15 protein-coding genes are annotated in these 13,349 nt (G+C 55.3%); 4 read left to right on the top strand and 11 right to left on the bottom strand.

Going from position 1 to position 13,349, the window contains the following annotated elements; translation table 11 throughout:
- The first annotated feature begins 105 nt into the window (after positions 1 to 105).
- The gene (locus AC1RAC_RS06195) at positions 106 to 1,158 is read left to right on the top strand and encodes a histone deacetylase family protein (protein ID WP_492616399.1); all 1,053 of its coding nucleotides are present in this window, start codon (positions 106 to 108) and stop codon (positions 1,156 to 1,158) included.
- An 18-nt stretch (positions 1,159 to 1,176) separates the two neighbouring features.
- Here the strand turns inward: AC1RAC_RS06195 and AC1RAC_RS06190 are convergent, their stop codons facing one another.
- Together AC1RAC_RS06190 and AC1RAC_RS06185 are read right to left on the bottom strand one after the other, a co-directional pair.
- The gene (locus tag AC1RAC_RS06190) at positions 1,177 to 1,530 is read right to left on the bottom strand and encodes a type II toxin-antitoxin system RelE/ParE family toxin (protein WP_057975669.1); all 354 of its coding nucleotides are present in this window, start codon (positions 1,528 to 1,530) and stop codon (positions 1,177 to 1,179) included.
- Entirely contained in the window at positions 1,527 to 1,931 is a 405-nt protein-coding gene (locus AC1RAC_RS06185; RefSeq protein WP_492616398.1) for a ribbon-helix-helix domain-containing protein, read from the bottom strand. Before AC1RAC_RS06185 ends, AC1RAC_RS06190 begins: the two co-directional genes overlap by 4 nt.
- A 210-nt stretch (positions 1,932 to 2,141) precedes the next feature.
- On the opposite strand from AC1RAC_RS06185, the gene AC1RAC_RS06180 reads away from it, so the two are divergent.
- Entirely contained in the window at positions 2,142 to 3,044 is a 903-nt protein-coding gene (locus AC1RAC_RS06180; RefSeq protein WP_034127031.1) for a LysR family transcriptional regulator, read from the top strand.
- On the opposite strand, the gene AC1RAC_RS06175 is transcribed toward AC1RAC_RS06180, so the two are convergent.
- Together AC1RAC_RS06175 and AC1RAC_RS06170 are read right to left on the bottom strand one after the other, a co-directional pair.
- The gene (locus AC1RAC_RS06175) at positions 3,036 to 3,794 is read right to left on the bottom strand and encodes a substrate-binding domain-containing protein (RefSeq protein ID WP_070415480.1); all 759 of its coding nucleotides are present in this window, start codon (positions 3,792 to 3,794) and stop codon (positions 3,036 to 3,038) included. The two genes, AC1RAC_RS06180 and AC1RAC_RS06175, sit on opposite strands and share 9 nt — an antisense overlap.
- On the bottom strand, positions 3,791 to 5,098 hold the full coding sequence (locus AC1RAC_RS06170; RefSeq protein WP_003189550.1) for an MFS transporter: 1,308 nt from the start codon (positions 5,096 to 5,098) through the stop codon (positions 3,791 to 3,793). Before AC1RAC_RS06170 ends, AC1RAC_RS06175 begins: the two co-directional genes overlap by 4 nt.
- A gap of 197 nt (positions 5,099 to 5,295) precedes the next feature.
- Here AC1RAC_RS06170 and AC1RAC_RS06165 point away from each other — a divergent pair, with 197 nt between their 5' ends.
- Together AC1RAC_RS06165 and AC1RAC_RS06160 are read left to right on the top strand one after the other, a co-directional pair.
- Positions 5,296 to 5,442: a hypothetical protein gene (locus tag AC1RAC_RS06165; protein WP_492616397.1), complete on the top strand. Its 147-nt coding sequence runs from the start codon at positions 5,296 to 5,298 to the stop codon at positions 5,440 to 5,442.
- A 181-nt stretch (positions 5,443 to 5,623) separates the two neighbouring features.
- Positions 5,624 to 6,550, top strand: a complete 927-nt coding sequence (locus AC1RAC_RS06160; RefSeq protein WP_003189553.1) for a LysR substrate-binding domain-containing protein — start codon at positions 5,624 to 5,626, stop codon at positions 6,548 to 6,550.
- Positions 6,551 to 6,596: 46 nt separating this feature from the next.
- On the opposite strand, the gene AC1RAC_RS06155 is transcribed toward AC1RAC_RS06160, so the two are convergent.
- The 7 genes from AC1RAC_RS06155 to AC1RAC_RS06125 form a co-directional block, all read right to left on the bottom strand.
- Positions 6,597 to 7,001: a hypothetical protein gene (locus AC1RAC_RS06155; protein WP_054920030.1), complete on the bottom strand. Its 405-nt coding sequence runs from the start codon at positions 6,999 to 7,001 to the stop codon at positions 6,597 to 6,599.
- Between the two features lie 27 nt (positions 7,002 to 7,028).
- Positions 7,029 to 7,985, bottom strand: a complete 957-nt coding sequence (locus tag AC1RAC_RS06150; RefSeq protein ID WP_492616396.1) for a hypothetical protein — start codon at positions 7,983 to 7,985, stop codon at positions 7,029 to 7,031.
- Between the two features lie 41 nt (positions 7,986 to 8,026).
- Entirely contained in the window at positions 8,027 to 9,211 is a 1,185-nt protein-coding gene (locus tag AC1RAC_RS06145) for an amidohydrolase family protein (RefSeq protein ID WP_089041235.1), read from the bottom strand.
- A gap of 18 nt (positions 9,212 to 9,229) precedes the next feature.
- Positions 9,230 to 10,249, bottom strand: a complete 1,020-nt coding sequence (locus AC1RAC_RS06140) for a TauD/TfdA family dioxygenase (RefSeq protein ID WP_492616395.1) — start codon at positions 10,247 to 10,249, stop codon at positions 9,230 to 9,232.
- Between the two features lie 142 nt (positions 10,250 to 10,391).
- Positions 10,392 to 11,462 (bottom strand): fatty acid desaturase family protein, encoded by a 1,071-nt coding sequence (locus AC1RAC_RS06135; RefSeq protein WP_072446814.1) that lies wholly within the window; start codon positions 11,460 to 11,462, stop codon positions 10,392 to 10,394.
- A gap of 180 nt (positions 11,463 to 11,642) precedes the next feature.
- Positions 11,643 to 12,179, bottom strand: a complete 537-nt coding sequence (locus AC1RAC_RS06130; RefSeq protein WP_052199952.1) for a hypothetical protein — start codon at positions 12,177 to 12,179, stop codon at positions 11,643 to 11,645.
- A 14-nt stretch (positions 12,180 to 12,193) separates the two neighbouring features.
- The gene (locus AC1RAC_RS06125; protein ID WP_492616394.1) at positions 12,194 to 13,153 is read right to left on the bottom strand and encodes an isopenicillin N synthase family dioxygenase; all 960 of its coding nucleotides are present in this window, start codon (positions 13,151 to 13,153) and stop codon (positions 12,194 to 12,196) included.
- Between the last annotated feature and the right edge of the window lie 196 nt (positions 13,154 to 13,349).

Here is a 13,349-nt window from a genome sequence, read left to right as displayed (position 1 = left end):
CACGCCCCCCCCCCCCCCCCCCCCCCCCCCCCCCCCCCCCCCCCCCCCCCCCCCCCCCCCCCCCCCCCCCCTCCCACAGGTTCTGTGTTTATCCAGGAGCAACTCATGAAGACGTTTTTTCACCCCGAACAACTCCTGCATCACCCGCGTAGCTACTACTCCCGCGGCCAGATGCGCACGCCCCAAGAGGTTCCCGAGCGAGCGCGCAACTTGCTGCTGGCTGCGCAAACCCTGGGCTTCGATATCCAGCAACCGACCGATTACGGTATGGATCCTTTGCTCGCGGTCCACGGCGGCGACTACCTGGCTTTTCTTCAAGAAGCTCACCAGCGCTGGAAAGAAATCCCCGAAGACTGGGGCGACGAAGTCATGTCCAACATCTTCGTGCGTGAACCCAATGCCTTGCGCGGCATCCTGGCTCAGGCGGCACGCTACCTGGCCGATGGCAGTTGCCCCATCGGTGAGTTGACCTGGCGCTCGGCTTATTGGTCGGCGCAAAGCGCCGTCGCCGCTGCGGGTGACATCCTTGATGGCGCATCTGCCGCCTACGCCTTGTGCCGGCCCCCGGGCCATCACGCCCGCTTCGACGCGGCTGGTGGCTTCTGTTACATCAACAATGCGGCCGTGGCTGCGCAGGCACTGCGCCAAGGTTTCCAGCGTGTCGCGGTGCTCGATACCGATATGCATCACGGCCAGGGCATCCAGGAAATTTTCTACGACCGCGACGACGTGCTGTATGTGTCGATCCACGGCGACCCGACCAACTTCTATCCTGGCGTGGCAGGCTTTGGCGAGGAAAAAGGCAACGGCGCCGGCGAGGGGTACAACCTCAACCTGCCGATGCCCCATGGTGCCAGCGAAGCGGTGTTCTTTGAAAACCTGGAGCAGGCCCTGGCAGCGGTGAAGGACTTCTCGGCGGATGTGCTGGTGTTGTCACTGGGCTTCGATATCTATGAGCTGGACCCACAAAGCAAAGTCGCGGTGACGCGGGAAGGCTTTGCGCGGTTGGGAGCCCGCATCCGTGCGCTGGGGTTGCCCTGCGTGATCGTGCAGGAAGGCGGGTATCACTTGGAAACGTTGGACAGTAATGCCCAGGCGTTTTTCGGTGCACCAGCGGCTTGGAACGCGCTATCAGGCCCTTCATTAAAGGATGTTTGAACGCTAAAAGCCTGCTGATCAGTTTTCAGCAGGCTTTTCAGCCCTTGTCGGGTGCTCGTTCTGATCTGCGTGCAACAACGCCGTGTAGTCTTGCCCGCCGTAAAACACCCCCACTATCGACACCGTTTTGAAGTCAGGCTTCACCCTGAAAGCAATAGTGGTGCTGCGACGAAAGTGAGTGATGCGCAGGTCTTTCAGCAGGTCGTCACGGCGCATGCCACGCAAGGGAAACAGGGCAAGGCTTTCACAGTAGCTGACAAGATTGTCGATAAAACGCGCCGCTACAGGAGGGGAGCCGACATCGCTGATGTAGTCTTCGAGAGCATCGAGTTGCGCCAAGACCTCGGGCGAGAAAACTACCGAGTAGCTCACGCTTCCCCTGTGCCTTTGCGCTGACGTCTGGCGGCCATATGTTCGCGGACCTGTTCTGGCGATAACCCAAGCTCAGGCTTCGCCTCAAGGGCGGTCGCTGCGGGGATGACTTCGGCTCTGAGCCAATCCTCCATGGCACGATCACGCGCCAGCAACGCCCGCAGGCCGTCGCGAATCACTTCACTTTCGCTGGCATATTCGCCAGCAGCCACCTTGGCTTTGACCAGGGCAGCCATTTCAAGGGGCAAGGTGATGCTCATTTGCTGGGTTGAGCGCATGGAGTTATCCTCCAGGGTTAAGTAGGATTCAATCCTACTCGACCATTGGCGCGATGCAAGAAGCAACTGATCGATGCCGATGCCCGGCGCCTCGTCGTCCATCCAGAAGGGGTAGGTTTCCATGAATTGCTACGTCTCCAGTTGTGTAGGTCAGGCCCCCAGTATTGACCCGTTTTGGCGATCGCGTGGCCGCAGGCGGCCGATAACCTGCTGATATGTATGACTTCATATGTGTAACAGGATGATCTCGGCAAACCGTCTCGGCACACATGGCGTCCCACCGGCTCCCATACGATAATGCTCGCCACCTCGACCACCTTTGGCCTGCCTCCCGTGATCATCAATTTCGACCTCAACGACCTCCAAGCTTTCCGCGCCGTGGTGGACAAGGGCAGTTTTCGTGGCGCTGCCGAGGCCATCCGTATCTCGCAACCGGCCCTCAGCCGGCGTATCGAAAAGCTCGAATCCGCACTGGATGTAAAGCTGTTCGAACGCACCACACGGCGGGTCAGCCTCACCATGGTCGGGCGCGCGTTTTTGCCCCAGGTTGAGCGCATGCTCGACGATCTCGACATCGCGCTGATGGGTATCAGCAACGTCGCCTCGACGCGCATGGGGAATGTCACCATCGCCTGCGTGCCGTCTACCGCGTACTACTTCATGCCCCATGTGATCTCCGAGTTCCACAAGCTGTATCCGAAGATTCGCCTGCGGGTGCTGGATGCCAGTGCCGGCGAGGTGTGCAATGCGGTGGCCAGCGGCGAGGCAGACTTTGGCGTGAGTTTCAGCGGTAGCCTGGCCGATGAGGTGGAATTCGAGTTGCTGCTGCAGGAGCGCTACGTGCTGGCCTGCCGGCGTGATCACCCTCTGGCCGGGCGTGACAGCGTGAGCTGGACCGAGGCCTATGAGCATGACTACATCGAGGTGGACAAGACGTCGGGCAACCGCTTCCTGCTCGACCAGGCCCTGCGTGGCGTGCGGGTGAAAAAGCCGAGTATCTGCGAGACGCACCATGTGACCACCATGATCGGACTGGTGGAGGCGGGGCTGGGCGTGGCGATGGTGCCGTCGATTGCGATGCCGGCGCACACTCACCCGATTCTGGTCAGTGTGCCGCTGGTGGAGCCCCAGGTGTTGCGCAATGTGGGCTTGATCAAGCGCCGCGGGCGGACGTTGCCACCGGCGGCGCTGGAGTTGGAGCGACTGGTGCGGGAGATGCCGTTCCGATCAGCGTGACACCGAGTCCAGGCCGGTGGATTGCACCTCCTGCTGGGCCTCGGGCGATGCCATGAACTGCAACAGTGCCTTGGCCTGCTCAGGGTGTTTGGCGTTCACTGGAATACCGGCGGCGAAACGGGTAACGGACTGCACGTCTTCCGGGATCTTGCCTACGAACGTCACGCCCTTGACTGGCAACAATTCCGCCACTTGTTGCAAGCCGACCTCGTAATCACCCTTGGCCACCTGTTCGCCCACCGGCACGCGTTGGATCATGGTGCCCTTGGCAGGCATGCCGAGCTTCTTGAACAATTCCTTCTCGACATAAACGCCGCTGGCGCTATCCGAATAGGCCACCGATTTGGCTTGGCTCAACACAGCCTTGAGCTCGGAATCGGTATTGATCGAAGGTTTGGCCGCACCTTCCTTCACCACCAGGCCGATCCGCGAGTCCGCCAGCTCCACGCGGGACGCGGGGTCGACTTTGCCTTGTTTGATCAACTCATCCAGGGCATAGCCGACCATGATCACCACATCGGCCTGTTCGCCACGGGCCAGGCGGTTGGGAATCGCTTCCGGCGCCTTGCCCATGGACGGGCCAAGGATGGTGTCGAGGGTGTCACCGCTTTGCTCGGCGTATTGCGGGCCGAGCAATTTATACGCGGCGGTGAAGCCGCCCGAGGTCATGACCTTGAGTTGTTCAGCCTGGGCTGATAGCGCCAGGGTGCCGAGGACGACAGCAGCGAGGGTCTTGAACAGCGGCTTCATTGCGCAGCCTCCTGCATGACTTGGCCACGGGTATTGGCGCGGCGATACAACGCCAGGGTCGAACACAATGCACACAGCGCGGCGAATATCATCCAATACGCAGGTGAAGCCTTGTCTTCGGTGATGTGAATGAACCAGGTGGAGATCGCTGGCGTGAAGCCACCGAACACTGCTGTCGCCAGGCTGTAGGCCAGGGAGAAACCCGCCACACGCACTTCCACCGGCATGATTTCAGTCAACGCCGGGATCATCGCGCCGTTATACATGCCATACAGGAACGAGAACCACAGCAGGGTTTCCAGCATGTGCGCAAAGCTTGGTGCGTTGACCACGTAGGACAATGCCGGATAAGCCGTAAGGACAGTCAGCACCGTCATGGCAATCAGCACGGGTTTACGGCCGAAGCGGTCGCTTAACGTGCCGCCGATCGGCAGCCAGAAAAAGTTCGAGATCGCGACCAGCAAGGTCACCAGCAAGGCGTCCGAGGTGCTCAGGTGCAACACGGTTTTACCAAAAGTCGGCGCGTACACGGTGATCAGGTAGAACGCGGTAGTGGTCATGGCCACCATCAGCATGCCGCCGATGACCACGGTCCAGTTCTTCACCAGGGTTGCCATCACTTCACGCATGGTCGGGCGATGCTTGCGGTTGGCGAACTCTTCGGTTTCCTGCAGGTTGCGACGCAGCACGAAGATGAACGGAATGATCACGCAACCGACGGCAAACGGAATCCGCCAGCCCCAATCGGCCACCACCGCAGGTTCCATCCACACGTTCAGGCCATAACCCAGGGCTGCGGCGACGACGATGGAGATCTGTTGGCTGCCCGACTGCCAACTGGTGTAGAAGCCTTTACGGCCCGGCGTGGCCATTTCGGACAGGTACACCGACACGCCACCCAGCTCCGCACCTGCCGAGAAACCTTGCAGCAGGCGCCCCAACAGCACCAGAAACGGCGCCCACAGGCCGATGGTCTGATAACTCGGCACCAGTACGATCAGTAGCGTACCGCTGGCCATGATCGACAAGGTCACGATCAAGCCTTTGCGACGGCCCACGTCATCGATGTAGGCACCCAGAATAATCGCGCCCAATGGACGCATCAGGAAGCCAGCGCCGAACACGGCGAAGGTCATCATTAATGACGCAAACTCATTAGCGGCCGGGAAGAACGCGGCAGCGATATAGGTGGCGTAGAAACCGAACAGAAAGAAGTCGAACTGTTCGAGAAAATTGCCCGAAGTAACGCGCAATACCGCGCCTACTTTCGAGGGGGCAGCCGCAGGCCGGGAAGGGGTCGTCATGGTTTTGTGTCTCCAGCGTTCTTTTTAAAGTGCTTGTTTCGCTTAAGACTTGGGATAGTGGCTGACACATTTAGAAATGATAAGTGACTAATTTGGATGAATTGATGCGTGTTGGCTATCAATCCGTCCCGGCTTCAAAACAACCCGTCGTGTCCTATGCTTGAAGCTGTTTCCAATTCTTATGGGCGGAGGCCGTTATGGGGAACGAACACAAGCAGCACAACGAGCCGGAGCGTGAAGAACCCCGGCGGCAGCGCGAAGACGAAAAGCTGCAAACCTGGAAGCATCCGGACGATGGCACCGAGCTTTCCGAGCGTGACCAGGAGTTTCCGCTCAAGCCTTGAGTCAGGTAACCGCGGTCTAATTGTGGGAGCGAGCAAGCCCGCTCCCACATTTTTAAGCGCAGCGGCAACCTTCAAACGCAGATTTACCGTCCCCAACCCGTTTATTGAGCAGTACGCACATAGACGCAGCCCCGCAGCCTTCCTAAACTGCCGCTTGTCTTGGGGAAAGGGGCGGGCGCCGATGAATCGCAATGAATTACGCAAGGCTGACATCAATCTGATGGTGGTCTTTGAAGCACTGATGCTTGAGCGCAATGTGACGCGGGTGGCGGAGAAGCTGTTTCTCGGCCAACCGACCATCAGTTCGGCCCTCAACCGCCTGCGTACCCTCTTCAACGACCCACTGTTTATTCGTGTCGGCCATCGCATGGAGCCTACGGCGCGCGCCGAGGAGATCATCCAGCACCTGTCGCCGGCCCTCGACTCGCTGTCTTCGGCCCTGAGCCTGACCCATGATTTCGACCCGTCCATCAGCACCATGACTTTCCGCATCGGCCTGTCCGATGACGTTGAGTTCGGCCTGCTGCCACCCTTGCTACGGGCCTTGCGTCAGGAAGCGCCGCAGGTGGTGTTCGTGGTGCAGCATGTGGATTATTGGCGCATTCCCGACCTGCTGGCTTCTGGCGATATTACCGTCGGCATCACCCAGACCCGCGGGTTGCCGGCCAATGCCAAGCGCAAGCTATTGCGGCACATCCGCCCGTGCCTGCTGCGCGCCGATGCCTCGGACACCCCGCTGACCCTTGACGAATATTGCGCACGGCCCCACGTGCTGGTGTCCCACACCGCCAATGTGGCCGGGTTTGCCGATGAGTGGCTGGCAGAGGTGGGCCGCAAACGCCATGTAGTGCTCTCGGTGCCGCAATACAGTTCGTTGCCGGCCTTGCTTGCCGGCACCGACATGATCGCCAGCCTGCCGGATTACACCGCCCAGGCTATGGCCGCCAGCGGGAATCTGTTCTGCGAGCCGTTCCCGTTCGAAACCCCGACCCTGGATTTGTCCATGGTGTGGCTCAGCCACGTTGACACAGACCCGGCGGAACGCTGGATGCGCTCGCGGCTGGAGGCATTCATGAGTGATCGCGGGTTGGTAGCGAATAAAGCCTGAGGTTTATACCCGTGCTAGGGGAAGGAGGGGGGCGCCTCAAGAACGGCTAATCCTGAACGTGCTCTTCTTGAACGGGGTTGCCAATCAGCGACGCACGCAAAATACGGATGCGTTGTTCGGAGTGATAGGCGCCTGCTTCCGTAAACCTGAGGAATGCTCGCGCGCAACACTTACAGCCCCAGACGCTTGAAATATTATAAGGAAAGAAATCAAAGCAGATAGGCGCGTCTTCAGACCAGAAATGGGTACCGTTCGGGTGGTATTCCTCAAGGCTGAGTTCTTGTGCCCTATCGGTCGGGATTTCGCCTATGAAGCGCAACAGGCTGCTCGCCTCGAGTGTTTTGGGTAAGGTTTCCCACCCCTGCGACAAGCCCCGAATACAAGAGCAGGCAGTAGTCTCCAGCGAAGAGCGTTCGGCAATCTGCCTGATATTTTCTGGCGTGAGTATCATTTTTATGCAGTTCCAGGCAGTAATAGCTCAGATTCGATTCTTGCTTAAAACCAGTTTATTCAAATAGCTTTCAACTCTGGGTAAAACAAACTGCAGTATCTTCGGCATGGTGTGAATAGGCAGTTGGCAGCATGCAAAATACAACGCCATTGTGGGCGATAAGCTGACACCAAGAGCAGACCATAATAGTCCAACATTTCTATTGCCACCGTTGAGTGCCATGGTGAACTTGGCGATCAATGACCCGGGATATAAGCAGCCCATGAGGAGCTGCAGGCAGACGTTGATGCAATAGGCAATGGCGATCATTGAGATGGCCAATGAAGGGGTCTCCAGAATTACCTGCTGCATGCCCGCCATCGTGCCTACTGCAAAGAGGAAAAGCGCGATGACGACAATACCGTCAATAGCCAGGCCGTGCGTGGCGACGAAGGTGTGCGAAAAACGACGTATCAAAATAGCAGCGCCTTCGGCGCCTCCTATCAACATGGCCAGTCTGATCGCCAGATCAACGGGGTTCAAGGAGAGTGAAAGGCCATCAGCGAATAGGTGGAGTATCAGCGGAGCGGTGACAGGGATAATTGCCATTGAGCAGAGCGCAGTCACCAGTGACATGGAAGGGTCAAGCCCGAGCATTCTCGCGACGGCTGCATTTCCGCTGGCGGGCGGGGCGGCAACAGCGATGGCTATCGCAAGGGAAAGTTCTTGATTGCCGGTGAGGTAAAGCGAAAGCATTCCAAAAATATAAGGGCAAGCCACCACCATCAGGGCTGGAAATATCAGGGATATTTTCAAGTTTCTGGCTGCAGTGATGACTTCAGCGTTGTTAATACGCAGGAGAGTGCCCAGGACAAATATGAAAACCATGACGGGGAGCAATGGCCTCGCCAAGTCTGCAAGATAGGGAATAGCCAATCCAATTGCGCAACCGCATGCGAGTACGGTAGGCCCTCTGCGCGTAATTTCGGGCAGAATTCTATGCATATGAGTGCTCTCGAGGCGACGTCCCTTTCGGGACGCTGCTATTAGGTACGCAGAGTTATTTCAGGTGTGACAGATGGCGGTGGCGAGTTCCTGGATTGCCTCACGACCAGGCGCCCATCGATCAGAATCGAGGTAATACTTGGAAGGTCACCACTGCTGAAACTTCCAAGTACGCTGGGTTGCGCTCCTCCCAAAGGCCCACAGGCGATCAGAATGTCGGCTTCTCTTCCGACGCCCAGAATCCCCCGATTCAACTTTCTCACCTTGGCGGTGTTACCCGTTGCGAAACAGACGGCCTTTTCCGGTGGAACGTCGCCGAAACTACTGAGCAAGGCAATTGCCCTGAGCATGCCAAGCGCGGGAACCCCACATCCGGCAGGGGAATCCGTGCCAATGACGATACGGTCCAGTTGGTTCATTTCTCGTGCGTAATTCAGGGTGGTGACCGCCGCGAACTCGTTGCCGTTATGTACGATTTCCAGGGCACCCAGACAGCCTTCACACAGGCATCTGATTTGGCTGGGTGCCAGTGCGGTATAGCCGCCATTGATGTGCCCGATGATATCGGGCGCAATTTCAAGGATCTCTTCTGCACCCATGCTCTGGGAGGTAGAAATTGAAGGACCGCCCGTGTGGGTAATGGAAGTCATGCCGTGTTTGCGAGCCATCTTGACCAATTCAGCTGCACGACTGACTGACTTGACCGGGCCTATCCCGACCTCTCCCAGTTGGTTGATGCCTTGAGCAACCATTGCGGCGAAATCCTCATCCGAAAATTCATCGTTGAGCAGTGGCGCGCCGGCTTCCATTTTTATTCCGCTAGGGCGCGCATTGGAGAAAGAGCGCTGCGCTGCGATTGCCATGGCGATAGTACCGACCCTGTCGGTCGGTAGCCCCGGAACGTGCACTTCCCCGGCAGAGATCATGGTCGTCACGCCGCCCTGCAAGGAGTGCCAGATCCAATTGTGGTTGCCAGAGCGCGGGCTGTACTCACCCAGGGTCGGGTGAGTGTGGTTGTCGATCAAACCTGGCATGACCGTGCTCTGCTTGGCGTCAATCAGCAGGTCTGCGTGTGAAAAATCCACATCTGCTGCCTGACCCACGTAGGTGATCATTCCATCAACACTGACGAGGGTATCTGCTGTAATGAGTGGAGACGCGAGATCACCCGTGAGGAAAGTGCCTATATTATGAATAATTGATGTATATGGCTTATGGTTCGACATTTAATTTATCTCTTTATATCATCGAGTAACGGGTTCGAATATCCGCGCGCCACACTTGTTGAATGAACGGAAGTTCCACAAGTTGTTCGTGATGAACAAACGCTGGATCCAACGATACGCATGCCCCTCTGGATCGAAACTGGGGATGAACTTGTCACGCGAATGGAGCATGAAACGATTGTTGATGTACACCAACTTGCCAGGTTGAATGTCCAGCGGCCGCGCTACGCTTTTAAGCGCGTTGTAAAACCTCAACAGGGTATTTTGTGCTTCGTGATCAGCGGCAATTACCATGTCCGGGTAAAACGCAGCAGTGACTCTAGGGTGAGTCAGCGGGCCGCTCAGAATTGGGTACACATGAGTTTCTTTCGCGCCTGCGGCACTGTTCCTCCAGCGGTAGGGCTGACGAATGATGAAATGTTTGCCATATAGGATTTCAATATCGGCCTGTTCCAGAACCTGAAGGGCTTCCCTCGCATCGGCCACCCAGGTTTTCGGGCCCACCCCGGCAGGGTCACCGCGAACGCCGAGAAGCAGAAGAGCCAGCGGCGAGGTGTCTCCACGGGAGTCATAAGCCTGAAAGGCATTTTCGGTGTGCAGGTCCAACTCCAGGTCCGAACCGTTGCCGGTATACTCGCCTACGGCCTCCGGATGCGGTACCAAGTCATTGACCAGTTTTGGCCCCTCATGCTTGATGGAGTAGGGCTCCGCTATCAAACTGCCCAGGGCAACCAGCACATTTTCAGAAAGATAACCACTTTTGAAGTTCAAGCTATTAGCGTCGCCTTGCGGGCTGCCAAATGTGTCATCAATCGGAAGGTTCTCAAATACACAATAAGAAGCATCGTCATCTTTAAGTGATTCAAGCTTTTTTAGAAGTCGCGCGGGAAACTTTTGATAAGCGGTCATGCGAATGAGGTGGATGTAGTCTCGCCCTCCCGTTGGCTCGTAACAAATGTCTATGAGCGCGTCCCGAATACTCTCTTTTTCAACAGCCGTCAGCCAGAAGCTGTTGGCGTCTGCACATGAATCGTCCACACGCACTCCTTTATAGATCTGATTGATTTGTCATGAATTGAGTTATAAGTAAGTTACGACTTTCAAGCGCTGAGGTGGGGGTCTCCGTATCCACGACCTGACAGTGTCCATGCTTTGATAAGGCCCGACCTGAGTGGGTGACTCAACCTAAGAGCTTATCTGTGTACGCACCGGTGAAATGGTGGGTGTTAAATTGGCCATCAGCATCGTAGGGTTGTCCTTCATCGGTGCTGATGATTCTTGATAACCGCCCACGATGGTAGGCAGTCATGAAGTTGAAGAATGGCGTGCTTTCTTCTCTTGTGTCCGTTATTCCGTAAAGCCTCAACTGTTTGGTTATGGCAGCTTCCAGTTGTGGCAACATATACCAAGGGCATGTTGGAAAGCAGTGGTGGGCCGCGTGGTAACCAAAATTCAAAATAATCAGATTGAGGAAGGTAAACTTTCTTGCCACCGGTACGGAGAAGGTATTCTGGATTTCGTAGTGTTTTCCATGGGTTAGCTTTTCTCCCGCCGTATACACCTGCTGGAAAGAATGCTGGAAACAGTCGACGAATCGTACGATGTGTATCCTAAGGAAGGAGGAGGCTTGCCATACCACCACAAGTATCAGGGAGAACCGGGCAAACGTAGCGAAGGCTACAATGTAAATGCACAGGCTTCCAATACCCCTTGCAACTTCGCGCCTGCTGCCGCTGAATATCACGGAGTAAATATTGGTAAGCTTGATCACATAGTAGAAGGCGGGAAGATATATTTTTTCTGCAACAATGATTGCACTGAATAGCCTCGGATGAGCGACAGCAAAGTGACCACTATCAAACCCACCAATATCAATTTTTTCGGCATGATGGCGAACATGATCTTTTCTATAGGCTTCAAATGAAAAGAAAGAGAGGCCGTTAAGGAAAGACAGCAACTCTCCGATGACAGAATTGACTTTCTTCGACTTGAAAACAGAATTGTGCGCGCAATCGTGGCTCAGGTACCAGGACCAGATTTTGGCAAGGGCAATCAAGATAATCGCACCGAGTACCGCAACGATCTGTTGAGTATACGCCAGGAATATGCCCCCTACAGTGAAGGATGCTATTGCACTTAGTATCATCACCGATGGCAACAGTCTTCGCTCTTTAGCTATTGAAATAAGCAGGGTTTTCACGTTGGCGTCTTTGATGGCGCGCAGATAATTATCAGCATACAGTAAAGACATCTCATCACCTTCAAGAGCAAAATCACTGAAACGCTTATTGAGCTGGTTTGGGGGCTAGCATTGAACAACCGATCATGCCTGGACAGGTGTAATCACTTCCGTGCGCATGTGGAACTAACGGCGGGGTTTGAATATGTGTGCATACACAATGCCAGAGATGTATTGCAGGTGTACGGCTGGCTAGGGTTCTTTTGCTGTTGCATCTGGCACCAGTGAAGGTGGTACTAGCGAGACCGTAGCGTGCGTATCCGCGTCCACGGGTTGTTCGCTGCTACTGGATTTGTAGCCGATCAGTATCACGCCGACGATGCATAATAAAACACCGGCAATATTTAAATAAGAGAGTCCTTCTTTAAGCAGAAATACCCCGATGAAGCCGAGCGCAATATTGATAATGGCGCCGGTAACGATATTGCCCGTACTGAGGTCCCATCCACTGCGATACATCATCAAAAAGCCGATTTCCATCATCAAGATGCAAAACGCGATACCTCCCTGAAGCCAGGTCATTTGCTTCAAGCCCGCGAGTAACGTTCCACTGCCCAAAAAAAACGGCAACATCAAGGTGGACAGGATAACGATCGCCACATAAATACTGACAATTGAAACCAAGGGGTTGATCGTAGACGGTATTTTCTTCATGAGCATGTGATAGCCCACGGTGCCCAGTATCGCTACGATCGCTGATAGATAGAATGTGTATTCTTTACCTAGCACGTTCAATACTCCTACTAGTTGGGTTCAAGTTCACGAAATGTGGTGGTTTCCAAGAACCTCTGGTCCATGTACTCACCCGCGATGATCGCTCCGTATTTCGCAGGACTGCCGTCTGCGCAACAGCTGGGCAGGCACTCCACTTTGGCGGTGTAGTCTGGGTCCATAAAGAACGCCGCCGAATGGCGTAATTTGCCGGAGGTATTTATCACTCGATGCAGCGTTGCCTTGTAACGGTCATTCGTCCAGCGAGACATTAGATCCCCGACATTGACGACAAAGGCATTTGGGATGGGTTTGACTTTGATCCAGGTGCCGCTGGCACTCTGTACCTCCAACCCCCCGGTGGCACTTTCCGAGATCATCGTGATCCAGCCGAAGTCTGTATGCTCTCCAGCACCCATCGGCGCTCCCTGCGTATATTGGGTGGAGGGATAACGCAGGACTCTCAATTGGGCCATCGGCTTCTTGAATTTATCATCGAAGTAATCGATCGGCATATTGAGCGCAAGGGCGAACACGTTTAGCAGTTTTTTTCCGAACGCAAGCATTTGCGAGTGATATTCCCTCATCGCAAGCTTGAAGTCGGGTAATTCCTCTGGCCATACATTGGGGCCGTAAAAAGGTAATTTGGCTTTTACGAACTCGTCGTCAAGCGACAAGTCCGCGGCCATGTCAAAACCCTCTTTGACATCGCCCAATATGCCATCCGACTTATCAGCGCCTTCGCTAAAGTAGCCACGCATATAGGGGGATTTATGAATTTCGATTTTTTCCTTGGCCTGAACAGGCAGGTCAAAAAACGATTCTATTTGAGAGAAGACAGTTGAAATAAGCGTGTTATCTACACCGTGATTGACGACGGTGAAAAATCCGACCTCCCTGCACGCGTTGTCGATCTCCTTTACTAGACGTGGTGATATCTCTGCTCCCTGCGTCAAACTACCGACGTCAATGATAGGTATGTTCTTTTCCATGAATGCACCACTTGCTCTAAAAAAGGCGCAACGCGACCTACTCCATGAACGCTGAAGTGCACTCAGGGATAGACCGTATATAGGCCAGTGTCATTTAGTTAGACTAAAGAATTTCGTCAATCCGCAAGCGCAGTCAGTATGGACTCGACATTCTCGATCGACGCGCCTCCTGTTACCGGCTAGGTGGCGTAGCCTA

Source organism: Pseudomonas sp. GW823-FHT02F05 (genome assembly GCF_058797315.1).
The sequence above is the reverse complement of the archived record's forward strand: the minus strand, read 5'-3'. Positions and strand labels throughout refer to the sequence as shown.